General features: G+C 63.4%; 22 protein-coding genes and 1 tRNA gene. 11 read left to right on the top strand and 12 right to left on the bottom strand.

Annotation, left to right across the window (positions count from 1 at the left end; all coding sequences use genetic code 11):
• Positions 1–53: 53 nt before the first annotated feature.
• The gene (locus E5X88_RS21665; protein ID WP_292164914.1) at positions 54–989 is read right to left on the bottom strand and encodes a hypothetical protein; all 936 of its coding nucleotides are present in this window, start codon (positions 987–989) and stop codon (positions 54–56) included.
• Positions 990–1071: 82 nt separating this feature from the next.
• The gene (gene leuD, locus E5X88_RS21660) at positions 1072–1677 is read right to left on the bottom strand and encodes a 3-isopropylmalate dehydratase small subunit (protein WP_292164912.1); all 606 of its coding nucleotides are present in this window, start codon (positions 1675–1677) and stop codon (positions 1072–1074) included.
• A gap of 152 nt (positions 1678–1829) precedes the next feature.
• Between leuD and E5X88_RS21655 the strand changes: the two genes are divergently transcribed.
• Positions 1830–2255 carry a GNAT family N-acetyltransferase gene (locus E5X88_RS21655; RefSeq protein ID WP_292164910.1) on the top strand — a complete coding sequence of 142 codons (426 nt, stop codon included), beginning with the start codon at positions 1830–1832 and terminating at the stop codon, positions 2253–2255.
• Between the two features lie 88 nt (positions 2256–2343).
• Here the strand turns inward: E5X88_RS21655 and E5X88_RS21650 are convergent, their stop codons facing one another.
• The 4 genes from E5X88_RS21650 to E5X88_RS21635 are packed head-to-tail and all read right to left on the bottom strand — an operon-like array spanning position 2344 to position 7359.
• On the bottom strand, positions 2344–3510 hold the full coding sequence (locus E5X88_RS21650; RefSeq protein WP_292164909.1) for an FAD-binding oxidoreductase: 1167 nt from the start codon (positions 3508–3510) through the stop codon (positions 2344–2346).
• Positions 3511–3547: 37 nt separating this feature from the next.
• Positions 3548–5044 (bottom strand): HAMP domain-containing sensor histidine kinase, encoded by a 1497-nt coding sequence (locus E5X88_RS21645; protein WP_292165097.1) that lies wholly within the window; start codon positions 5042–5044, stop codon positions 3548–3550.
• A gap of 59 nt (positions 5045–5103) precedes the next feature.
• Complete coding sequence (locus E5X88_RS21640; protein ID WP_292164907.1) at positions 5104–5799, bottom strand: response regulator transcription factor; 696 nt, start codon at positions 5797–5799, stop codon at positions 5104–5106.
• A gap of 3 nt (positions 5800–5802) precedes the next feature.
• The gene (locus tag E5X88_RS21635) at positions 5803–7359 is read right to left on the bottom strand and encodes a DUF4173 domain-containing protein (RefSeq protein WP_292164905.1); all 1557 of its coding nucleotides are present in this window, start codon (positions 7357–7359) and stop codon (positions 5803–5805) included.
• A gap of 298 nt (positions 7360–7657) precedes the next feature.
• Here E5X88_RS21635 and E5X88_RS21630 point away from each other — a divergent pair, with 298 nt between their 5' ends.
• Both E5X88_RS21630 and E5X88_RS21625 read left to right on the top strand, forming a co-directional pair.
• Positions 7658–8536, top strand: a complete 879-nt coding sequence (locus tag E5X88_RS21630; RefSeq protein ID WP_292164904.1) for a CoA ester lyase — start codon at positions 7658–7660, stop codon at positions 8534–8536.
• Positions 8537–8562: 26 nt separating this feature from the next.
• Positions 8563–8769, top strand: coding sequence for a DUF1737 domain-containing protein (locus tag E5X88_RS21625; protein WP_292164902.1), 207 nt, complete (start codon positions 8563–8565; stop codon positions 8767–8769).
• Between the two features lie 161 nt (positions 8770–8930).
• Here E5X88_RS21625 and E5X88_RS21620 read toward each other — a convergent pair whose 3' ends face one another.
• Entirely contained in the window at positions 8931–9353 is a 423-nt protein-coding gene (locus tag E5X88_RS21620; protein WP_292164901.1) for a metallopeptidase family protein, read from the bottom strand.
• 171 nt (positions 9354–9524) lie between these two features.
• Here E5X88_RS21620 and E5X88_RS21615 point away from each other — a divergent pair, with 171 nt between their 5' ends.
• The 3 genes from E5X88_RS21615 to E5X88_RS21605 are packed head-to-tail and all read left to right on the top strand — an operon-like array spanning position 9525 to position 15236.
• Positions 9525–10541, top strand: a complete 1017-nt coding sequence (locus tag E5X88_RS21615; RefSeq protein WP_292164899.1) for a hypothetical protein — start codon at positions 9525–9527, stop codon at positions 10539–10541.
• A complete protein-coding gene (locus E5X88_RS21610; RefSeq protein WP_292164897.1) occupies positions 10483–11958 on the top strand; it encodes a DUF6504 family protein in 1476 nt (491 codons plus the stop codon). Before E5X88_RS21615 ends, E5X88_RS21610 begins: the two co-directional genes overlap by 59 nt.
• Positions 11955–15236 (top strand): error-prone DNA polymerase, encoded by a 3282-nt coding sequence (locus E5X88_RS21605; protein ID WP_292164895.1) that lies wholly within the window; start codon positions 11955–11957, stop codon positions 15234–15236. Before E5X88_RS21610 ends, E5X88_RS21605 begins: the two co-directional genes overlap by 4 nt.
• Positions 15237–15301: 65 nt before the next feature.
• Here the strand turns inward: E5X88_RS21605 and E5X88_RS21600 are convergent, their stop codons facing one another.
• The 4 genes from E5X88_RS21600 to E5X88_RS21585 all read right to left on the bottom strand — a co-directional run bounded on the left by E5X88_RS21600 (position 15302) and on the right by E5X88_RS21585 (position 17944).
• Complete coding sequence (locus E5X88_RS21600; protein WP_292164893.1) at positions 15302–15544, bottom strand: Trm112 family protein; 243 nt, start codon at positions 15542–15544, stop codon at positions 15302–15304.
• 28 nt (positions 15545–15572) lie between these two features.
• Positions 15573–16244 carry an LON peptidase substrate-binding domain-containing protein gene (locus E5X88_RS21595; RefSeq protein ID WP_126036152.1) on the bottom strand — a complete coding sequence of 224 codons (672 nt, stop codon included), beginning with the start codon at positions 16242–16244 and terminating at the stop codon, positions 15573–15575.
• A 160-nt stretch (positions 16245–16404) separates the two neighbouring features.
• Positions 16405–17391 (bottom strand): thioredoxin, encoded by a 987-nt coding sequence (gene trxA / locus E5X88_RS21590; RefSeq protein ID WP_292165093.1) that lies wholly within the window; start codon positions 17389–17391, stop codon positions 16405–16407.
• Between the two features lie 55 nt (positions 17392–17446).
• Positions 17447–17944: a prolyl-tRNA synthetase associated domain-containing protein gene (locus E5X88_RS21585; protein ID WP_292164890.1), complete on the bottom strand. Its 498-nt coding sequence runs from the start codon at positions 17942–17944 to the stop codon at positions 17447–17449.
• A 229-nt stretch (positions 17945–18173) separates the two neighbouring features.
• On the opposite strand from E5X88_RS21585, the gene E5X88_RS21580 reads away from it, so the two are divergent.
• A tRNA-Gly gene (locus E5X88_RS21580) sits at positions 18174–18248 on the top strand.
• A 314-nt stretch (positions 18249–18562) separates the two neighbouring features.
• On the top strand, positions 18563–18928 hold the full coding sequence (locus E5X88_RS21575; protein ID WP_292164888.1) for a hypothetical protein: 366 nt from the start codon (positions 18563–18565) through the stop codon (positions 18926–18928).
• A 436-nt stretch (positions 18929–19364) separates the two neighbouring features.
• On the opposite strand, the gene E5X88_RS21570 is transcribed toward E5X88_RS21575, so the two are convergent.
• Positions 19365–20234, bottom strand: a complete 870-nt coding sequence (locus tag E5X88_RS21570; RefSeq protein ID WP_292165091.1) for a helix-turn-helix domain-containing protein — start codon at positions 20232–20234, stop codon at positions 19365–19367.
• A gap of 106 nt (positions 20235–20340) precedes the next feature.
• Here E5X88_RS21570 and E5X88_RS21565 point away from each other — a divergent pair, with 106 nt between their 5' ends.
• The 3 genes from E5X88_RS21565 to E5X88_RS21555 all read left to right on the top strand — a co-directional run bounded on the left by E5X88_RS21565 (position 20341) and on the right by E5X88_RS21555 (position 23542).
• The gene (locus tag E5X88_RS21565; RefSeq protein WP_292164886.1) at positions 20341–21612 is read left to right on the top strand and encodes an ABC transporter substrate-binding protein; all 1272 of its coding nucleotides are present in this window, start codon (positions 20341–20343) and stop codon (positions 21610–21612) included.
• Positions 21613–21833: 221 nt separating this feature from the next.
• Positions 21834–22694, top strand: a complete 861-nt coding sequence (locus E5X88_RS21560) for a carbohydrate ABC transporter permease (RefSeq protein ID WP_292164885.1) — start codon at positions 21834–21836, stop codon at positions 22692–22694.
• Complete coding sequence (locus tag E5X88_RS21555) at positions 22691–23542, top strand: carbohydrate ABC transporter permease (RefSeq protein WP_292164884.1); 852 nt, start codon at positions 22691–22693, stop codon at positions 23540–23542. Before E5X88_RS21560 ends, E5X88_RS21555 begins: the two co-directional genes overlap by 4 nt.
• Positions 23543–23544 lie beyond the last annotated feature (2 nt).

The raw sequence follows: 23544 nt of genomic DNA, 5'->3' as shown, positions 1-23544 counted from the left end.
ATCTTGGGTCAAGCCCAGGGGTGACGAAGGTGTGCGATTGCTCCGTCGCCAAGCTAATTCCCCGACCCCAGCGCCTTGTCCAGCGCCTCCTTGATATCAGCCGGCCATGTCTTCACCGCGGGCCACGCCTGCGGCTCGCCATTGTCGCCGCGGCGAGCGAAATAGAGCGCGTGCTTCACCGGGTCGACCGCCATGAAGCCGTCATTGCCGCCGCAATCATGCGGCACGCAGCCGCTGGCGTAGAAGGCGCCCGACGCGGTCTTCTCGGTGCCGCCGCCGACCAGCAGGCTGGTCGCCATGTCGGACATCTCCTTGCCGAGCAGCTTTTCAGCCTCCTTGTAGACGGCCTCATTGTGGAAGGCATCGATGACGTTGTCGTATTTCGAAGGATCGACATCCTTCCAGTCGGTGCCGGGTTCTGGCGTATAGGTCAGGCTGCCCGAGGTCGACAAGCCGCCGGTAGGCGACCATTGCAACGCCGGCTTCGAATCGCCCGGCAGCAGATAAGGCACGAAATAGATGGCGTTGTCGGAGACTGCCGCCGGCGGCGCGCCGCATTCGTCCTGCTCGACAGTGGTGGTTTGGATCGTGCCGCCTTCTGGCTTCCACACGATCACCTTGGCCGGGCCGCATTGGTTGCCGCCGTCGCCGACATCGACCAGCGCCGCATTGACGCCGCCGATCTTGACGATTCTGTCGAAGAACACATCGTAATTGCTCGCCAGCTGCTTGCCATCATAGGCCAGCACTTTCTCACCATACTCTTCCTGCTGGGTGATGGTCAGCTGCCCACCCTCGAACGGGATCGGTGCTTGGCTGTCATTGTCGGTTAGGGCCGCATTTGCGGTCCTCGACGCGTCCTGGTCGGCGGCCCCGCCCGACGGATCGTCAGCCGGCACGAGCACCATGTCGGTCTGTGCATGCGCGCCAACCACCAGCATCAGAATCCACGCCAGGGCGCAGGCGCTGGCAAGAAGCGAACGTGTCATGACTGTCCCTCCGTTCAGCCGCCACACGAGACCCGCCGGCGACGACGCTTCGCCGCTCGGCCCCTATCTCAATTCCCGTTGTTCAGGCCCAGGGGCGCTGCTCGGCATTCCGCTTCTCGAACGCGGCGATGGCGTCGGCCTTCTCCATGGTCAGCCCGATGTCGTCGAGCCCGTTGAGCAGGCAGTGCCGCTTGAAGTCGTCGAGATCGAACGTGACCACGCCGCCGTCGGGCCCACGGATTTCCTTGGCCTCGAGGTCGACCGTCAACGTCGCGTTGGAGCCGCGCGAGGCGTCGTCCATCAGCTTCTCCAGATCCTCGGGGCTGACGGTGATCGGCAAGATGCCGTTCTTGAAGCAGTTGTTGTAGAAGATGTCGGCGAACGACGTCGAGATGACGCAGCGTATGCCGAAATCGAGCAGTGCCCACGGCGCGTGTTCGCGCGAGGAGCCGCAGCCGAAATTGTCGCCGGCCACCAGAATCTGCGCCTTGCGGTAGGCCGGCTTGTTGAGCACGAAGTCCGGATTTTCCGAGCCGTCATCCTTGTAACGCATTTCGGCGAACAGCCCGCTGCCGAGCCCGGTGCGCTTGATCGTCTTGAGATAGTCCTTGGGGATGATCATGTCGGTATCGACATTGACGATCGGCATCGGCGCGGCGACGCCGGTGAGCTTGGTGAATTTTTCCATGGGTCTGCCGTCTTCTTTTCGCTGCGGAATGTGTTGGCGCTCGGTTTACACAAAGCTGCGGGCAAATAAAAGGCGGCTGTTTTGGTCCATGGCGCACGAGACCGGCATAGAGCGGCTTCAAAACCGGCGGCCTATGGTGCACCTTGGCCGGCATGACGACGCGATCCAAAATCCTCTACGCCGGCGAACCGGCCCTCGACGCAGCCGAGTTCCGCCGCGTGCTGGTGGAATCTGGCCTCGGCGCCAACCGCCCCGTCAATGACGAGGCTCGCTTGAAGGCGATGCTTGCCAGCGCTGATCTGGTGTTGACGGCGCGCCGCGATGCGCCGGGCAGGCCGCTGGTCGGTGTCGCGCGCGGCGTCACCGACTTTTCGTGGGTGTGCTACATTTCCGAACTCGCCGTTTCCCAATCGGCGCAAGGGCTCGGCATCGGCAAGGGCCTGCTCGACGAAGCGCGGCGGCAGCTCGGGCCGACGGTCGCCATCGCCCTGATTTCCATAACCGACGCCGTCGGCTTCTATGAGCGGATCGGCATGACGCGCATGGCCGACGCATTCTGGTTCGGCCGCGAGCATTGACGGCGAGGAATGAAGCCGGTCCGTGGCGTTCCTTCGCGCCCCCTCCGGCATCAAAAAAGGACCGCCGCGGCGCGCCAGCCCTTCCTGCTCAAATCACATTCAATTCCCTGAACGCCCGCCCTTCGGCGACACGGCTGTACCCAAACGCCGAGCAGTCCACCGTTCGATAGCCGCCATGCACGATCAGCTCGGCCAGCGCCTTGCCGACCGCCGGCGCCTGCTGCAGGCCGTGGCCGGAAAAGCCGTTGGCGAAGAGGAAATTCTTGACCTGCGGATGCGGGCCGATCACCGCGTTCTGGTCGAGCGTGTTGTAGTCGTAATGGCCGGCCCAGGCGCGCGTCGGCTTGATCGCCTCGAAGGCGGGAATGCGGATCGCCAGCACCGGCCAGATCACCTCTTCGAACAACGGCCAGTCCGGCTCGAAATCAGCAGGATCGGCGGGGCCGTCGCCCTCTTCCGGCTCGGCGCCGCCGCTGATGTAGACCGAGCCTTCCGGCCGGACATAGATGCCTGAGGGATCGACCAGCAGCGGCATATCGTCATATTTCTCGCGCGCCTCGAAGATAAAGACGTTGCGCTTGCGCGGTTCCACCGGCAGCGCCAGTCCGGCCATTGCGGAAACCTTGCCGGCATTCGGTCCGGCGGCGTTGACGACGATGCCGGCCTCGAGCCGCTCGCCATTGTCGATGCTGACGCCGGTGACACGGTCGCCCTGCCGCTCGATACCGGTCACATCAGCGGTGATGAAATCGATGTTTTTTGCCCGCAGCGCCTTGCGGAACAGCATCAGCATGGCATGCGCGTCGAACCAGCCCTCGCCGCTGCGGCCATAGGCGCCGGCGGTGATGCCCTCCGCCGACAGCCAGGGAAACCGGCGGACAAGTGCCTCCGCATCCTCAAGCACGATATCGGCGCCTTCGGCCATCTGCGCCTCGTGGTTGGCTTTGAGGATCGGCAGGCCGTTCTCGCCGGCAAGGATGAGATAGCCGCCTTCGCGAAAGCCGATATCGGCGTCGGCGCCGAACTCTTCCTTCAGCCGCCGGAACAGTTTCAGCGTGAACTGCGACAGGCGGATGTTCTCGGGGATAGAGAATTGCTGGCGGATGGAAGCGCAGGACAGCGTCGTCGCCGCATGGGCGAATTGCGGGTCGCGCTCGACCAGCGCAATCGAGCCCGAGAACCCTTCCTCGCGCAGATAATAGGCGATCGAGGAGCCGACGATGGCTCCACCAATGATAACGACGTCGTAACGCATTTTTTGTCGCCTTTCCGGTTCAAACCGCCCGTGTCGATCACGCGGCCGGCAGGATGATCTCGAAGCGCGTGCCGCTGTCGGAGTCAACCAGCCTGATCGTGCCATCATGCGCTTTCAGGAGGGCCAGCACGATGCCGAGACCCATGCCGGTGCCGCCCGAATCGCGGCGCGTGGTGAAAAACGGCTCGAAGACCCGCCCGCGGTTGCTGGGCGAAATGCCGGCGCCGTCATCACTCACCAGGACCGTCGCCTTGCCGTCCGCGCTCGCCGCCGCGATCGAAACGAGCGTCGCGCCATGCCTAGCCGAATTGTCAATGAGATTGGTCAGCACGATGGCCGCGTTCTCGGCCGACATGCGCAGGCCGATATCGCTGCCGGCGTCGACGTGCACCGCCAGTCTGCTCTCGGTCGGCAGCAGCGCCAGTGCGGCGCCGATCGACGTGCTTTCGCCGCTGGGCGCGAGATTTTCGGCGCGCGCCAGGTCGAGCAGACGGCGCACCAGCAAATTGAGCCGCCCGGCGTCGGTGACGATGTTGCCCGAAAAGCGCCGCCGCTCGGCCTCGTCCATTGCGTTACCCGAATCGCGCAGCAGTTCGGCCGCACCCTGGATCGCCGTCAGCGGCGATTTGAGCTCGTGCGAGACATGGCTGGCGAAGGTCTGGATACTGTCCGAGCGCGCATGCAGCTTTTCGGCCATGTCGAGAAAAGCGTCGGAAAGTGCGGCCATCTCGCGCGTGCCGTGATGGTCGAGCGGCCTGATCGCTCCGCGGTCGCCCGCGGCGATGCGTTTCGTGCGTTCCATCAGCGCATAGATCGGCCGGCTGACGGTGCGCAGGAAGATAAGCGCGATAAGCAACGTGCCGCCGAGGATGGCGATCGCCGCCAGCACCACCTTGCCGCGCTCGCCATAGAGATGCTTGACGATGTTGTTCGGCGTCCGCGACAGATAGACCACGCCGGCGATCTTGCGGTCGACGGCAACCGGCATGGCAACGAAGACGCGGACTTTCGTGCCGCGGCTGACCGAATAGAGCGGCGGCGGCGGCTCGTCCGAGATCCTCAGCCTGAGCGCGCTGGCATAGCGGCCGGCCAGCGCCTCGCGAACCTCTGCAACAGCGCCGAGCGACAGGCCGACCTCTTCGCGCCCGGCGATGACGGCGCCCTTGGGGTCGAGCAGCCGGAAGCCGGCAAGTGTGGTCTTCTGGGTGTCGGCAAGGATGCCCGACAGCCGCGCGCCGATCGGCGCAAAGGCAGGATCGATGGCGGCGGCCGTCGCCACAGGCCGGGTCGGGAGAACGGTGTCGGAGGCAAGATCGAGGCTTGGCTCGATCGGCCGGTAGGGAGAGTCCGGATTGTCTCTGTCGGCCGGCACGGGCGCGCCAAGCTTTTCGGTGGCGATGCCGGCGTCACGAACCTCTTGTGCGTAGATGGCGGCGAGGGCCGCACCTTGCGCGATCAGTTCGGCCTCGGTCTGGCGGATCAGCTGGTTCTCATAGAGCCGGAAGAAGAACAGGCCGACCAGCGGCAGCGCCATCACCATGATCAGGATGGCAACAACGACCGTGGCGAGGCGCGGCCGCCATTTCTGCGCGGTCACGCGCCGCACCGGCCCAGCCGGAAGCCGACGCCATGCACGGTCTCGATCGCATCCGTGCAGCCGGCCGCCGCCAGCTTGGCGCGGATGTTGCGGATATGGCTGTCGACGGTGCGGTCGGCGACATGAATGTTGGCAGCATAGGCATTGGCCATCACCATCTCGCGGCCGAGCACATGCGCCGGGCGCGCCATAAACCCTTTGAGGATCGCGAATTCGATGGAAGTCAGCACCAGCGGCCTGCCGTCGAAGCTGGCCGTGTGGCTGGCCGGCACCAAAGCCAGCCTGCCATGCGAGAATTGCCTGTCGTCGGCCTGGTCCGGCGCCGCCTGGCGGGCGCGTCGCAGGATGACGTTGACCCGGGCGACCAGCTCACGCGGGCTGAACGGCTTGGTGACATAGTCGTCGCCGCCCATTTCGAGCCCGAGGATGCGGTCGATTTCTTCGTCACGCGCGGACAGGAACAGCACCGGCACATCCGATATGTGCCGCAGCCGCCGACAGACCTCCAGCCCGTCCATCTCCGGCATGCCGATGTCGAGCACGACGAGATCCGGCGCGCGACGCTCGACCGCCTGCAATGCGGCGGCACCGTCGGACACGGCAACCGTCTTCATCCCTGCCTTTTCGAGCGCAAAGCAGATGATTTCGCGGATGTGCGGATCATCGTCGGCGATCAGGATATTATACGGCATGGATCAGCGGCCCGGCACGAAGGGTTCGGAGCCCTGAGGAACCACGAACGGGATATGTGTGTCGAGAGTGCGAAGGAGCCGCCAATCGCGAAAGCTCCAGGCGCGCCAGTTTTCTTGGCCGGCGTGGTAACTGGCCTTGTCCCGCTCGTGCAGGCCGGCGAGTTCGCGCCAGGGGGGATCGTTGGCGGCAACCGCCCTGCTCTGGTGCTCGAAGAAACGGTCTAGTGCCGGCAAGGCATCGGGGCCGAGCGAACGCAGGTACCAGAAATCGAGGCGGGTGCCCTGGCCAGTCATTTCGAATGAGTGCTCGACGTTGTAGTTGGCGATCAGCGCGGCGAAGTTGATGAAGGAGCAGGCATAGAGCGTCACTGATAACGTCAGAAGATTGGCGGAAAGCAGCCATTCGTTAGACTTTTCAAGCGCGATACGGGTGATGATCAGGGCAAGGCCCGCCGCCACCAGCCCCATCCAGACGAAAGCGGCGACGCGCCAGTAGGTCAGCGCAAAGACGCCGATATAGAGGTCGAGCCGCAGGATCGACGAGATGACCAGCACGATGTTCTGCGCCACCCAGACATAGACCAGCCGGCGGATGAACGGATCGCTGGAGGGCGCACTTCCCGGCCGCAGCGCCGCCAGGACGAAGCCGGCGGCGAGCAGCGCCGTGACAACAAGCGGATAGGCGCCGCGATGCGCGTAGGCGGCGTAGGTCAACCCGTCGGGAAGGGCGATGCCGCCCCACAAATAGGTGGCGTCGAGCGCGGTCTGCACCGCAAACAGGATGTTGAAGACGACCAGCGCGCGAAGGATCGCTGCCTTGCCGAAGATAATGTCCTCGATCACGGCGGCAGGTCTTGTGGTTGGCACCTCACCAACGACAAGGACGGGCGACGCCCGATGCGCGGTGCGGCGGAAAGAGCGCGGCAGGCGCGGGCGCAGGAAGGCCCAGACGCCGACAAGCACGAACAACCAGAAGGCCAGCCGCGGCAGCTGGATGAAGTCGAGCAAAGCAAACAGATCGATCAGCGACAACCAGTGTTCGATGACCGGATTGGCGGCGCCGAACAGCGTGAGGAACACCGCACCCAGGGTCAGGGGCATGATCCAGACTGCGATAGCACCGAGGCGGATGCGCCGCCCACCGAACCGCCGTGCCACCTTGCGCCAGCGGAAGAAGTCGTGGACGAACCGAAAGGGCGCTGCGAGCAGGAAGAGCGCGACCTGGCCAGCAATACGAGCAAGCCCGTGCCGCAGCCGGCCGACCAGCAAAAGCGTGAAGACGGCCAGCGCCGCCAGCCCGATAGCGATGGACAGCGCACTGACATTTTCGACCAGCGGCAGCAGCGCCACAAGCAAGGCACCGAGTCCGGGCCATAGACCGCGGGCGCTGAGCGCCGAAGGCTGGATAGCCGCGGCTGCGGCGGCAAGCGTAATGCCGAACAGGAAAAGTGTGATGCCGACGGGCTGGCCGTAAAAGAAGAAATCGGCCAATGCGGCAAGCAGGATCGCGACGCCGAATCGCGCGCAATAGCTCGGCGCGGTCGTGATGAACGTTGTCATGGTCGGACTTTCCTGTTCGCCTCGGCCCGGCCGGGATATCTGGGCGGTGATTTGCGGATAAAGGGAAGCAAGGTTGCCGAACCGTGCGTCCGGGGTGGATCGACGAGCCACCAACCCTCACTGCGGAGCCGGTAAGGCAGGGACCAACGGGGTTTTTCTCGCTCTTGCATACCGTCTATATCGCCGATCGACATGCAGGCGGCGGGGCGGATCTGAGGAGATTTTCGGGACTTTTATGCAGTTTTTATGCAAGCGAAGGCGGCTTGCCTCGACCGGCCGCAGGCGGCATAGATCGGGCATGACCGAAACCTACCGCCCGCGCCGCTCAGTGCTTTACGCCCCGGCTTCGAACGATAAGGCGCTGGCCAAGCTTGCCTCGCTGGCCTGCGATGCCGTCATCATCGATCTCGAAGATGCCGTCGCCCCGGCCGACAAGATTTCCGCGCGGGAAAGGCTGACTGATATTTTCGCCAAACGCCCCGGCCGGCGCTGCGAGATGGTCGTGCGCATCAACCCGCTCTCCAGCGAATGGGGCGCCGACGACTTACTGGCTGCGGCAAGTTGCGAACCCGACGCCATCCTGCTCCCCAAGGTCGACACGCCGCGCAACGTCCTCGAGGCTGGCGACGTGCTTGACGACAATCTTGCACCGGACGCGGTGAAGCTATGGGCGATGATCGAAACGCCCAAGGCTCTGCTCAACATCGGACCGATTGCCGAGCTGGGCCGCGACCCGGCCTCGCGGCTGGTCTGTTTCGTTGCCGGAACGAACGATCTTGTCAAGGAGACCGGCATTCTCGCGACGCCCGACCGGCGCTATCTCGCGCCGTGGCTCATGCAGATGGTGCTTGCTGCGCGCGCCGGTGGCCTCGATCTGCTCGACGGTGTCTTCAATGATTTTCGCGATCTGGATAGCTTTGCGCGCGAATGCGAAGAAGCGGCCGACATGGGGTTTGACGGCAAGTCGCTTATCCACCCGGCCCAGATCGAGGCCGCGAACCGGGCCTTTGCGCCATCTGCCGAAGCGATGGCCGAGGCGCGCTCGGTGAAGGAGGCCTTCGCGCTTGCCGAAAATACCGGTAAGGGCGTCATTGCGCTGGATGGAAAAATGGTCGAGCGGCTGCATCTGGCGCAGGCCGAAAAACTGCTGGCGAAGGCGGCCGCCATCGGGGCATGATCGGCAATTCACCACAGGAATGAAAAATGAAACTCTACCGCTTTCTGTCCGGTCCGGACGATTCCAGCTTCTGCCACAAGGTGACGGCGGCGCTGAACAAGGGCTGGCACCTGTTCGGCTCGCCGACCTATGCCTACGATAAGCAGACCAAGAGCATGCGCTGCGGCCAGGCCGTGGTGAAGGATATCGAGGGCCAGGAATACGGGCCCAACACCAAGCTCAGCGACTGGTAGAGCTTGTATAGCTCCGACGCAGGGTGTTGAGATTCAGGTCAGGCCGCGCCGAGAATGGTGGGTTCCGAGAACCGGAGCGCAGCGTACTTTTGGGTACGTGAGCACCGGAAGCGCAGGGAACTGCCGTTCGCAGGCCGGCATCACCTGAATCTCAGCGCAGCCTACTCCGCCGCCTCTTCGATCCGCTCCATATCGTCGTCCGACAGGCCGAAATGATGGCCGATTTCGTGGATCAGCACATGGGTGACGATGTCACCCAGCGTCTCCTCGTTCTCGGCCCAGTAGTCGAGGATGGCACGGCGGTAGAGCGTGATGCGGTTCGGACCCTCGCCGGTCTGCGGATTCCAGCGCTCGGCGATGCCCCGCCCCTCGAACAGGCCGAGCAGGTCGAAAGGCGTTTCCAGCGACAGATCGTCCATGATCTCGTCGGTCGGGAACTCGGCGATCTGGATGACGATCTCGCCGGTCAGCTTGCGAAAATCCTCCGGCAGATGGGCGTAAGCCTCCAGCGCCAGGAACTCCATTTCCTCCATCGACGGCGAAAGCTGGTCGTGCCAAATGCGGGTCTTGTAGATGCGAGCCATGCTTTGTCCTTTGATCCCGGCATATAGGCTTCCGAGCCGGAAACGGCAAATGGAGCTGCCGTCACGCGCGTAGGCAGGAATAAATTCCCCATGACTCTGCTTGACTCTTTTAGCGTCCTCTGGAATCTATAAGAACATAACAGGAACAATTGTGAGTGGAAGCCGACCGTCATGGCGACAAGCGCCGTGGCGCGGGAGACTGTTTTTGCCCTGCGCCGCCAGATCGCGAAGATCGAGGGAACGCTGCCCGAGCGCCTGGAGGCGCCGACCGGCGCGGCCTCCGTTGATGCGAATGTCACGCCCCACAATCTAACGATCATCCGCCGTGGCCTCACCGTTGCGCCGCCCGATGCGTTTCTGTGCACCGGTGCCGAAGGTTTAGATACTGCGCTCAGCGGCGGCCTGCCGAAGGCGGCGCTGAGTGAGATCCATGGCGCCGCGACCCGCGATGCCGGGGCCGTCGCCGGTTTCGCCCTGTCGCTCGTCAGCCTGATCCTCAAACAGGGGCCGCCACTGCCGGTCCTGTGGATCGGCACCGCGGAGATCTTCCGGGAAGCGGGCTTCCCCTATGCCAGAGGGCTTCACGCCTTGTTCGGTATCGAGCCGGAGCAATTGCTGTTTTCCGAGGCGCCAGGGCTCCTCGACGCGCTGTGGGTCGCCGAGGAGGCCGCCCGGATGACGGCGCTCGCCGCCGTCATCCTCGAAATCCGCGGCAGTCCGCAGCGGTTGGACCTTACCGCGACGCGGCGGCTGCACGCCCGGGCACAGAATGCCGGCCGGCCGGTCTTCCTGCTGCGCCAGGCCGGCGAACCCGAACCGACGGCGGCACCCGTCCGCCTTATCCTGTCGGCAGCGCCGTCGGCATCCCGCCAGACGATCGCCGGGCCGCTCGCCGGCTCGATCGGCCGTCCCGCCTTCACCGTCAGCATCGGCAAGAGTCGCACCGCCTTGCCAGGACAATTCACACTGGAGTGGAACCCCCATGAACACGTTTTCGAAGAAAGACGGGGCGAGGAAGAACGGGCAAAGAATCCTGTCCCTGTGGTTTCCGCACCTCGCCGCGGAAAGGATCCTGCGCCAGCGTCTGGGGCGGTCCTGGCGTTCCCGGCCGTCGCATCACCTGCCCCTGGTGATCAGCCATCGCCAAGGAAACGCGCAACGCATCGCCGCCCTCGACGAGCGGGCTGAGGCGCTTCACCTGAAGCGCGGCATGGGCATAGCCGACGCGCGCGCCATGCATCCGTCGATCGACGTCTTGGAAGCCGACCCCGAGGCCGACCGACGTCTGCTCGAAAGCCTCGCCGACTGGTGCGACCGCTACACCCCGCTGGTGGCGCTCGACGCAGCCGACGGCCTGTTCCTCGACGTCACCGGCTGCACCCATCTTTTCGGCGGCGAACGATCGATGCTGGACGACATCCTCTCGCGCTTTTTCCATCAGGGTTTCGATGTCCGCGCCGGCCTTGCCGCCACACCAGGTGCTGCCTGGGCGGCGGCACGGTTTGCCAGTGACCGCATCGTCCCCGCTGGCGAGGAGGAAGCACTTCTCGCGCCCTTGCCGCTGGCGGCGCTGCGCATCGAGCCTGATGTCCGCGCCAGCCTGGAAAGCGTTGGTCTGCGCACGGCGGGCGCCGTCATGGCAGCACCCCGCGCGCCGCTCGCCCGCCGCTTCGGCGCATCCCTGCTTTTGCGTCTCGACCAGGCGCTCGGCCGCCTCGACGAAGCCGTGTCGCCGCGTCTGCCGGTTGCGCCGCTTTCGGTCGAACGCCACCTCTCCGAGCCCATCATGCTGACCGACGACATAGAGCGGCTGGTGCGATTGCTGGCGACGACGCTGAAGGCAGATCTCGAGCGCCGGGGCGAGGGCGCAAGAAGGCTGGCGCTGCTGCTTTTTCGCGTCGACGGCGCCGTCAGCCGCATCGCCGTCGGCACCTCGCGGCCCCTGCGCGCGCCGCTGCTGATCCAGAGACTGTTCCACGAAAGGCTGGCCGCGCTCGAACAGGATATCGATGCCGGCTATGGCTTCGATCTCGTGCGTCTTTCGGTGCTGTCGGCCGCCGCCTTCGACATGCAGCAGGCTGATCTCACCGGCGAGACGAACGACGACGGCGCCGATATCGCGCTTTTCGCCGATCGCATCCGCGCCCGGCTCGGCGACAGCGCGGTTTTGAAGCCGGTTGCCGTCGAGAGCCATCTGCCCGAGCGCGCCATCGCCATGCTCCCCTTCGCGGAAGCGCCGCAAAGGATCTCTCCGCCGAAGAAGCCGGACAAGATACAAGACACCAAGCCTGTCTTCCGGCCGGAACGGCCGATCCGGCTGTTCCGTTCGCCCGAGCCGATCGAGGTGCCGGCCACCGAAATGCCTGAGGGACCGCCCATGAACTTCCGCTGGCGGCGGGCGCTATACCGGGTCGCGCGCGCCGAAGGGCCGGAACGCATCGCCCCGGAATGGTGGCGGGAGGCACCGGGGCAGGAAGAGGCGCCGACCCGGGATTATTTCCGCATCGAGGATAGCGACGGCCGCCGTTACTGGCTCTACCGCCAGGGTCTCTACGGCGCCTCGCAGGCCGCGCCGCGCTGGTTCATGCATGGGGTCTTTGCATGAACGCGCTGACGGTCGTTCCCTATGCCGAATTCGGCATCCAGTCGAATTTCTCGTTCCTGCGCGGCGCCTCGAAGCCGGAGGAGCTGGTGGTCGCGGCAAAGTTCCTGGGCTTTTCGTCGATCGGGCTTGCCGACCGCAACACGGTGGCCGGTGTCGTGCGCGCCTGGCAGCAGGCCAAGGTTGAAGGTCTTTCCTATCATCCCGGCTGCCGCCTGGTCTTTGCCGACGGCACCCCTGATGTTCTCGCCTACCCGCAGGACCGCAAGGGCTGGGGCCATCTGTGCCGCATGCTGACGCAAGCCAATATGCGCGACGAAAGCGAAAAGGGCGCACCGCTTCTCTATCGCGACGACCTTTTCGAATGGGGCGATCTCATGTCGCTGGCGGTCCTGCCGGATCTGTCGGCGCCGGCGGAGGATGATCTCAGGCTGATTAGCCGGCTCAAGGATCGCTTCGGCATGAACCTGCGGCTTGCTGTTTCGCCGGAGTATCACGGCAACGACCGCTTCCGTATCGAGCAGGCAGCTTCCATGGCTGAGGTATCAGGCATTCCGATGATGGCGACCAACGATGTTCTTTACCACACGTCCGAGCGGCGTCCGCTGCAGGACGTGCTGACGGCGATCCGCCTCAACGTGCCTGTCGCCGAAGTGGGGCTGGAGCTGGCGGCCAATGCCGAACGCCATTTGAAGCCGCCAATGGAGATGGCGCGGCTTTTCCGCAGGCATCCGCAAGCGCTGGCGGAAACGCTGCGCTTTGCCGGAGAATTGACCTTCTCTCTCAGTGATCTCCAATACAATTATCCCGACGAACCGACGGAATCGGGCCTCGGGCCACAAGCCGAACTGGAAAGGCTGGCTCGAGAGGGAGCCGCGATACGATACCCCTCGGGCGTTCCCGCCGATGTGACGAAGCGCATCCAGGAAGAGCTCGCCTTGATCGAGCGCCTGAACTACGCGCGCTATTTTTTGACTGTCTACGACATCGTCAAATTCGCCCGCAGCCAGGACATACTCTGCCAGGGACGCGGCTCCGCCGCCAACTCAATCGTCTGCTTCTGCATCGGCATCACTGAAGTCGGGCCCGACAAGATCGACACGCTTTTCGAGCGCTTCATTTCCGAGGAAAGAAACGAGCCGCCCGATATCGATGTCGATTTCGAGCATGAAAAGCGCGAAGTGGTCATCCAGTATATCTACGACAAATACAGCGCCAAGCGCACCGCGCTTGCCGCGGCCGTCATCAGCTATCGCGGCCGGTCGGCGTTGCGCGAAGTGGCCAAGGCGATGAGCCTGTCGGACGATGTCAGGGGCGCGTTGTCCAGCTCGATCTGGGGCTGGTCGACTTCGGAGCTCGGCGAAAAGGAGACCAGGGCCGGCGGCCTCGACCGGACCGATCCGACGACAAGGCACGTGATCGAACGCGCCAACGAGATCATGGGCTTTCCCCGCCATCTGTCCCAGCATGTCGGCGGCTTCGTCATCACCAGGGATCGGCTCGACGAAATCGTTCCCATCGTCAAGACGGCGATGGACGAGCGCAAGATGGTCGAGTGGGACAAGGACGATCTCGACGCGGTGAAAATCCTCAAGGTCGATGTCCTGGCGCTCGGCATGCTGACCTGCCTGCAGCGCGCCTTCACGCTTCTGCAAGACCATTATGATGCGCGGGATGCGTATGGCCGGCCCTATGTGCTGGCCACCCTCCCACCTGAAGACAAACATGTCTACAACATGATCTGCCGTGCCGACACGCTCGGCGTCTTCCAGATCGAATCCCGCGCGCAGATGTCCATGCTGCCCAGGCTCAGGCCGCGTACCTTCTATGATCTCGTCATCGAGGTGGCGATCGTACGGCCCGGTCCGATCCAGGGTGACATGGTCCACCCCTATCTGCGCCGGCGGCAGGACAAGGAGAAGGCCGAATACCCTAAGCCGGAACTGGAAGAGATTCTCGGCAAGACGCTGGGCGTGCCGCTGTTCCAGGAACAGGCGATGAAGATCGCCATCGTCGCCGGCGGGTTCAGGCCGGGCGAGGCCGATGAATTGCGCCGCGCCATGGCCACTTTCAAGCGCACCGGCACGATCGGCAACTATCGCAAGAGGATGGTCGACGGCATGGTTTTGCGAGGTTATGAAAAGGACTTCGCCGAGCGCTGTTTCAAGCAGATCGAGGGGTTCGGCGAATATGGCTTTCCCGAAAGCCATGCCGCCTCCTTTGCCCTGCTGGTCTATGCCTCCTGCTGGTTCAAGACCTTCTATCCCGACGTGTTCTGCGCGGCGATCCTGAATTCCCAGCCGATGGGATTTTATCAGCCGGCTCAGCTTGTCCGCGACGCGCGCGACCATGGCGTCGAGATCCGCGATGTCGACATCAATTTTTCCGGTTGGGATTGCGCATTGGAGGAATCGCCTTTCGATCCGACCCGCATCCTCGAACGCCACGCCCAGATGCGCGGCATCATCCAGACCAGTCATGCCGTCCGGCTGGGTTTCCGCCAGATCAAGGGGCTTTCGAAGGAGCGCATGGAGGTGCTCGTCGCCAGACGCGGCGACGGCTACGAATCCGTCCGCGATGTCTGGCTGCGCTCAGGCCTCGACGTCGATGAGATCGAGAGGCTGGCGCAAGCCGACGCGTTCCGTTCACTCGGCCTCGACCGCCGCGACGCACTGTGGGCGGTCCGCGCGCTCGACGGCAAGAGTGCCGCCGAGACCCTGCCGCTGTTCGACCAGCCGGCGATCCGCTTGCGCGACCTCGAGCCCGAGACCAAGCTCCCCACAATGCCGCTCGGCGAACACGTCATCCACGACTACCGTTCGCTCGGCCTCTCGCTGAAGGCGCATCCGATCGCCTTCCTGCGCCAGCGGCTGAATCGTTCCGGTGTCACGCCCAATGCGCGCCTCGGTCAGGTTCGAGACGGCAAGCGCGTTTCGGTGGCCGGCCTTGTCCTCGTGCGGCAGCGGCCGGGCAAGGGCAATGCCATTTTCCTGACGCTGGAGGACGAGCAGGCCGTCGCCAACGTCATTTTCTGGGAAAGGACCTTCAACCGCTACCGGCCCATTGTCATGGGCGCGCGGTTTGTCCGTGTCACCGGCAAACTGCAGTCGGAATCGGACGTCATCCATATCGTTGCCGAGAAGGTCGAGGATTTGACGCCCTGGCTGTCCGTGCTTTTGGAGGAGGCCGATGCCCCTGTCGTGCAAGACAATCGGCAGGATGTCGCGACACTGTCGGGGAAGGCGGAGAAAGTCATGCCCAAGGGACGCAATTTTCAATAGGCACGCTGCGGCGGACGAAAGCCGACCGCTTAGGCATAGACGAGGCCGCGAAGGATCACCGCCATTCAGGACGGCCCACCCAGGCGCGGCGGGGGCAATCCGCCCTCGAAGGGGAGCGCACGCGCCTCCGAGGGCAGCATGATCGGGATGCCGTCACGCACCGGATAGGCGAGCCGTGCAAGCCTCGAGATGAGCTCGCCGCGCTCCGGATCCCAAGTAAGCGGACCCTTGGTCAGCGGACAGGCCAGCAATTCCAGCAGCCTGGGATCGACATTGCTCTTCTTTCCCTCACGCCCATCCGTCGCCATCGGATTCCCTCGACCTTGCAGGCCTAACCTATTGCAGACTCGAACCAAAATCCTCGTTTTCGCGCGCCAGCGCCATTTCGGTGATGGCGATCAGCGTTTCGGCGCGTGTCTTCAGGTCCGCCGCTTCGAGCAACGCCTGTTTCTCGGCGGGTCCGTATGGAGCCATCATCGACAACGCATTGACCAACATGGCATTTTCGGCGCGGCTGACGCTTTCCCAGTCGGCTTCAAGATCGTTGGCCTGCAAATAGGCGCGAAACGCTTTGAGCAGCGCCGGCCGGTCGATCCCAGCCTCCGCCTGATCTTCATCGAGATCGGTGAGAAAGGGCGCAAATCGGCACTGGCGGAAGGGCGTCTTGACCGTGAGTTCCTGCACGATGCGGAACCGGCACACGCCTTGCAGCGAAATCAGGTAACGGCCGTCGCCGCTCTCGGAAAGCGCGATGATGCGTCCGGCGCAGCCGACATTGCAAAGCTCCGGCTCGCCATCAGCACGCCGCGCGCCGTCGAGGCTGGGCTGAATGATGCCGATCAGCCGCGATCCGGCGATCGCCTCATCCACCATCTCCAGATAGCGCGGCTCGAAGATGTTGAGCGGCATGCGGCCTCCCGGCAGCAGCAGTGCGCCTTCAAGCGGGAAGATCGGCACCGTCGACGGCAAATCCGTATCGAGCCGGTAATGCGCGTTTCCCGCCTGCACTTCAATCCTCCGCTCGCTTCCTCGAGAAGCGCGTTAAATCCGCCCACCCTTCACAACTTGACGCGTAAGTCGTCACAAAGCGAAAAACGGACTGGCCCCCTAATCTGGCGCAGCAGTCGCCGACCGCAAGGCCATCAAGCAAAAACAGCTTATGCCGCGCTCAGGAAAACAGCAGCGACGATAATTTGCGCCGCGCCGCTAGCGTTGCTTCGTCAGTCATGCCCCAGGCCTCGAAGAACTGCAGCAATTGCGTCTTGGCGCCATCGTCGTTCCACGAGCGATCGGCCTTGACGATCGCCAGCAGATTGTCCGCTGCGGCCATGCGCTCGCCGTTGGCGTTCTGGATCATGGCAAGATCGAAACGTGCCTGGTGGTCCCCGGGGTTGTCAGCCAGGCGCCGCTCGAACTCCGCCGGATTGCCAAGCGCGGATGCCTGCGCGGCAAGCGCCATCTTGGCGCGCACCGCGGCGAGCGGCGGCGCATCCTTCCTTGCTTCCGGCGCCCGGGCCAGCATGGCTTCGGCGCCCTCGGCATCGCCAGCCTCGAACAGCAGATCGCCCAGCCCGGCAATCGCCTCGATCGTCTCTGGTGCCTGTTCCAGGATCGCGTCGTAGATATCGGCCGCCGTCTGCGCGTCGCCGGCGTCGCGCGCCTCCGCGGCCGCGGCAAGCGCCTCGGCCACCTGCGGCGCACCATTGGTCTTGCCGCCGACCTTCCGGATGAACTCGGCGATCTGGCTCTCGGGAATGGCACCCATGAAGCCATCGACCGGCTGGCCGTCCTTGAAGGCGATGACCGCCGGTATCGACTGGATGCCGAGCTGGCCGGCGATCGAAGGATGATCATCGATGTTCATCTTGACCAGCTTGACCTTGCCGCCGGCGGCCGTGACCGCCTTTTCCAGCAATGGCGTCAGTTGCTTGCAAGGTCCGCACCATGGCGCCCAGAAATCGACCAGCACCGGCTGACGGCGCGATTCCTGGATGACGTCGGCGGCAAATGTGGCGGTCGTCGTATCCTTGATGACGTCGACGGCGACAGGCGGCTCGCCAAGCGCGACTTTCGCAGGGGTGGGCTCGGTGCCGCCATACTGTACTGACGTGGCATACTGCCCGCCAATGCCCACAAATGGATTGTTCTCGCTCATCTCGTCACCCTTTCGGTCGCGCCGGCCATCGGTTTTATCGCCATCCATGTGGCGATCATGCCGTGACTTTCAAGATAACAGCATCATGCCCGGTTGCCTCGACGAATTTGACGAGGTCGGCGGCGGCGATCGACGTCGTTGCCTCGTTGGTCAGCGGATGGGCGTTGATGATGGCATGGCCCATCAACTCCTGATCGAGAACGACCTTGACCCGCCGCTCCGTATCGTTGATCACGCCGAACACCGTGACCGCGCCCGGAACGACGCCGAGAAGCTCCATCAGCATCTCCGGCTTGCCGAAAGACACGCGGCCGGCAGCGCCGATCACATGGTGGATCTGCTTGAGATCGACCACCGCCTCCTCGCCGACGCTGACCAGGAAAAAATTGTCCTTCTTGTCCTTGAGGAACAGGTTCTTGGTGTGCCCGCCGGCAATTTCTCCACGCAGCGCCTGCGAATCGGCGACCGTGAACAGCGGCGGATGACGCAGGGTCGAGACTTCGATCCCGAGGTCGATGAGAAAGGCGAAAAGCTCGGCTTCGGTTTTCGGCATGTTGTTTCTTGTGGGACTTCTTGTTGTCGCGGTTGGATCATGCCGTTTACGGCCAATGAGGAGGTCGAGACAAGACCGCCGTGCAGCGAAGCAATGATTCCCGTTCCCATGCGCCGCAAGGGAGCGTCCAAGCGTCGCCGGGTGCGGCCAAAAAGCCTGCGATTTCCCTGTTGCAATCGCCGCGCTCTTCAGCCATATAGGCGCGGCTTGCGGCCCAAAAGCCGCGCGAGCGGGTGTAGCTCAGGGGTAGAGCACAACCTTGCCAAGGTTGGGGTCGAGCGTTCGAATCGCTTCACCCGCTCCAGTTTCCTTCCAGGGAATCAAGCAATTGCGAAGTAGGCCGGATCCCTTCCGGCCTTTTTCGTTTTTTGCACGGCAAACCCGGCAGACGGAGCGAGCTTGCCACATCCCTTTGGCCAGCAGGCGCTTTGTTCGCCGCGCGGAAATACGCTCCGATAGAGTCTAGGACCTTTGCCTTCCGATCTCGGACCAAGGTCCGTCTTGCGGACATGTGTATTTGGACGAAACTGACTAGTAGCGGATCTTTCATATTAGAAAGTCCTTATATTCGTAGTCTAAAACCATCCTGGCGGTAGGGGCGACTCGAAGGAGGGAATCATGAAAATTCGAACCAGTCTGCTCGCAGCGGTCGCCGTCCTCGCCCTTGTCGCGTCTCCGGTCCTCGCCGGACCCGGCGGCAATGGCGGCGGGCAGGGTAATGGCGCAAGCAACGGCAACGGCGGAAACTCGGCCGGGGCCGGATCGCAGGGACACGGCGCCGCCACTTCTGCGGCCGCCAAGGATAAGTCCACGAAGGGAATTGCTCATGCAATGGCTGTCGTTGCGACGACGCCGGCCTCACCGCAGGCCACCCTGTCCTTGCAGGCAGCCTTGGACAAGTTCCTGGCAAGAAAGGCCGAGGATGATGACCCGGCTGAGTCTTCCGACGACACCTCCGGGGAAATTCCCGACGCAGCTGAATAAAATTGCAAATCGTGCGCTGCGAGCGGCGCACCGCACTTGAAATTCTTGCCCGACTGACGGGCTCCCTCATCTGTTCGGCCGGGTCAAAGGGGGGCCGACATTGAGCCCGATCCTCTCGGGTCGCTGGACGGTCCTGCCCCTACAGACTGTCCAGAGCACCACCGGCTTCGGCCGGTGGTGCGTTTGCATGGGCGCTCAACTGGCGCCGTGCACCGCCCCTATGCCCGAAGCCGCGACGTGCTGGAAGGAACGGCGCCGCCGCTAATTCCGGGGAACCGCGAACATGTCGAAATTCTTCTTCCTGCCGAGGTCGTTTCAGTGAGCTTCGGACCGAACAGCGCTGTCGGCGCAGCCAGGTGGACGTCGTAACCCTTGTCGGCAAAGAACCTCGTCGCTGTAGTGCCGGCATCGACCGGAGTGTCTCCTTAGACTGAGACTATCTGACGCCCGCGCCTCTGCGGAAGTCCGACGGCGACATGCCGGCCAGCTTGCGGAACGACTTGTTGAAGGCGCTGAGCGAGCCGAAGCCTGAGTCCATGGCGACGCGCAGCACGTTGGCGTCCTGGTGCATCAGCAGCGCCTGCGCATAGCTGAGCCGCAACAGGCTGACATATTCGTTGAGCGTCATGCCGGTCGATTTCTTAAAAATGCTCATGGCGTATTTAGGATGGATGTCGGCCGCCGCCGCGATGTCCACGCAGTCGATGTCGTAGAGGAAATTTTCCGCGATGAAGTCGCACATGCGCCCGACATTGCGCAGGGATTGCTGATCGAAGGGACTGCCTGCTTCCTGCTCGATCGGGGTTTCGGGTGCGAGCCGGTAGGGTTCGAACCGCATCCGCTCCAGCCGCAGCAGCAGTTCGTTGACGGCATGCTCGGCCTTGGCTGGATCGCCTGACCGGACGTAGCGGTTCCAGCGCTCGAAATTGTCGTTGTCGGACTGGTCGGTGGAGCCGGTCACCAATGTCGCGCCCGTCATCAGCCGGTTGCGAACGTCCGCGGGCAGGTGCAGCCGGAAGAAATGCACCAGCGGCAGATGCGCGCCGGCAAAGACGGCATCGTCCGACGCATCGTCCATCTGATGCGGCAAGCCGCCCCAGAACAGGCACATGTCGCCGGCCGAAAGCGCGATCTCGTGATCGTTCATGCGGTAGTGCACGGCGCCGCACATGATGAAGTTCACCTCGACCTGGGCATGCCAATGCGGCTTGAGCATAACCAGGGGGTGATTGTGAAACGTCTGCAGGAGCAGCGGCAGGCCCTCCACGCTGCTGGCGCCGGGCTGGTAAAACGGCCTTTGCGGCATCTTACTTTCTGCCAATTTTTTATTCCCTTTGTCGCGGACAGGCCTTCCCCACTGCCTAGTCTAGGCACGCTCGCGAAGAGAGAGCAAATGAAATGGGAGGATTTCGATGCGCACCACATTGACTTGCGCCGCGCTCGCGCTTGCCCTGGGCTCAGCCCCAGCTTTTGCGCAATCCGGCGAAATCACGATCTGGAGCTGGAACGTCGCCGCTTCATCGCTGAAGGCCACCATAGAAGGCTTCAACAAGCAATTCCCCGACGTCAAGGTCACGGTCCAGGATCTCGGCAACCAACCGACCTACGACAAGTCGATTGCCGGCTGCGCCGCCGGCGGCGAGGGGCTGCCTGATATCGTGACGGTCGAGAACGGCGAGGCCGAGAACTACTGGAGCCAGTTCCCGGACTGCTTCGTCGACCTTCACACGCTGGGCTATACGGCCGAAGACCAGGCAAAATTCCCCGATTTCAAGCGCACCGAGCTCGAAGTGGAAGACAAGGCCTATGCGATGCCGTGGGATTCGGGCCCGGTGGCGATGTTCTACCGCCGCGACTTCTACGAGAAGGCCGGCGTCGACCCCACCTCGATCAAGACCTGGGACGATTTCATTGCCGCCGGCAAGAAGATCCAGGACGCCAATCCCGGCGTGACGATGACCAATGCCGATTTCAACGGCGACTCGGAATTCTTCCGCATGATCTCCAACGAGCAGGGCTGCGCCTATTTCGCCGCCGACGGGCAGTCGATCACCGTCAACCAGCCAGCCTGCGTGGCGTCGATGACCAAGATCAAGGAGATGAAGGACGCCGGGATCATTTCCTCGGCCGATTGGAGCACCAAGATCACCAACAACACGGCCGGCAAGGTCGCCAGCCAGATGTACGGTGGCTGGTACGAGGGCACCATACGCACCGAATCGCCCGACGGGAGCGGCAAATGGGGCGTCTACCTGATGCCGAGCCTCACTGCCGACGGCCCGCGCGCCGCCAATCTCGGCGGTTCGTCGCTCGCCATCACCTCGGTGTCCAACAACAAGGAAGCCGCCTACGCCTACCTGAAATACTCGCTCGCGACCAACGAGGGCCAGATAGCGATGCTGAAGGGCTTCGGCCTCGTGCCGTCGCTGATCTCGGCGCTCGATGACCCCTATGTCTCCGAAGGCCTGCCCTATTGGGGCGGCCAGGCGGTGTGGAAAGACATCCTCGGCACCTTGCCCAAGGTCGTCCCCAGCCGCGGCACGCCGTTCCAGAGCGACGCGGAAATCATCGTCCGTTCGGTGCAGACCAAGTATCTGGGCGGCGGCTCTCCGGACGCCAAGGCGGCGCTCGACGATGCCGCGAACCAGATCGCCTCGGCGACCGGCCTGCCGATCGAAGAGTGAGCGCTGCTCTCCCTTCTCCCCTTGTGGGAGAAGGTGGCCGAGCGAAGCTCGGTCGGATGAGGGGTGTTCCAGCTTGGCAACGACATCGCTCCGTCCAGCACCCCTCATCCGTCTTGGCGCTGCGCGCCAATCCACCTTCTCCCACAAGGGGAGAAGGAAACACGGGCCGGCGCCGAACTCGACAGTAGGCCGGTAAGGCTAGAAACGGGAAGGAGGCAACGATGCGCTATCAGAACGCCACGGCATATCGCTTCCTCGCGCCCTATCTGCTGATCTTCTCGATCTTCTGGCTGTGGCCGATCATCGACTCCTTCCTGATCTCCTTCCAGGCGACGCGCACCGTGCCGTGGCGGTTCGCGCCCGGCTTCAACTGGGGTCGCTTGATCGGCGACCCCGCTTTCTTCAATGCGTTGAAGAACACTTTGCTCATCCTCGTCATCCAGGTGCCGGTGATGATCACTTTGGCGATCGTGATGGCCGTGCTTTTGAACTCGCCGCTGCTGAAAGCGAGAGGTCTGTTCCGCTTCGCTTTCTTCGCCCCGGTCGTGGTCGGCGAAGTCGCCTATTCGGCGGTCTTCCGTCTGATGTTCAACCTCGATTACGGCATCATCAACAAGCTGCTGAACAGCGTCGGCCTGCCCAGTATCGACTGGTTTTCCAACGTCACGCCGGCGATGGCGGTCATCATGATCGCGGTGACCTGGCGCTGGGCCGGCTACAACGCCATCATCCTGCTCGCCGGCCTTCAGTCCATCCCCCAGGATGTCTACGAGGCGGCGACGCTGGACCGCGTCAGCAAGGTCAAGCAGTTCTTCTACATCACCTTGCCGCTGCTCAAGCCAATCATCGTGTTCTGCGCCGTGCTGTCGATCATCGGCACCATGCAGCTGTTCACCGAGCCGTTCCTGATCACCGAGCGCGGCGGACCGGGCGGCGGCACCGAAACGCTCGGGCTGCTGCTTTACCGCCAGGGCTTCAGGTCGCTCAATTTCGGCTACGCCTCGGCCATCGCCTACACCATGGCCGGGCTGGCGATCGCCATCTCGCTGGTGCAACTGTGGCTGACGAGGGAACCGAAATGAGCTCGCGTTCCTCTTCCAGCCGTTCCTCGGCCAGATTGGGACGCAGCATCGCGCTGCATCTCTTCCTGACGCCATTGGCGCTGATCTGGCTGTTTCCGCTGTGGATGATGGTGATTTTCTCGACCATGCCCGACAGAGGCATATTCAGCCCCAGCATCGAGCTTTTGCCGCACGGCAATTTCCTCGACAATGTCACCAATTTGCAGCGCGGCACGAATTTCATCGGCGCCATCGGCATCTCTGTTTCGGTGGCGGTGACGTATACGTTCCTGTCGGTGCTGCTCACCTCGATGGCCGGTTGGGCGCTGGCGCGTTACCAGTTTTTCGGCAAGGGCATTGTCGCCGCCATCATCCTCGGCACCATCACGCTTCCCTATGCGGTGGTGCTGATCCCGCAATTCATCATGGTGGCGCGCGACTTCAAGCTCGCCAACACCTGGGTGGCGCTGATCGTGCCGCCACTCTTCAACTCGCTTGGCGTGCTGTTCATGCGGCAAGCCTTCTCGATGATGCCGCATGAGCTGTTCGACGCCGCTCGGGTCGAGGGGGTCAAGGAATGGCGGATATTCCTGTTCGTCGCGCTGCCGCTGGCGCGGCCGATGCTGGCGGCGCTCGCCATCATCCTGTTCCTTGCCTCCTGGAACAACTATCTCTGGCCGCTACTGATCAATTCCAAACCCGGCGCGATGACGGCGCCGGTGGCGCTCGGCACGCTGATCGGCCTCACCAAAGTGTCGTGGGGCGGCATCATGGCTGGTGCTGTCTTGCTGACCGCGCCGATGCTCGTCGTGTTCGTGCTCTTGCAGCGTCATTTCATCGCCGGTATCGCCGCCGGCGCCATCAAATAATC

Source organism: Mesorhizobium sp. (genome assembly GCF_004962245.1).
Lineage (GTDB): Bacteria > Pseudomonadota > Alphaproteobacteria > Rhizobiales > Rhizobiaceae > Mesorhizobium.
Note: the sequence above shows the minus strand (reverse complement) of the source record. Positions and strands in the feature narration are given on the sequence as shown.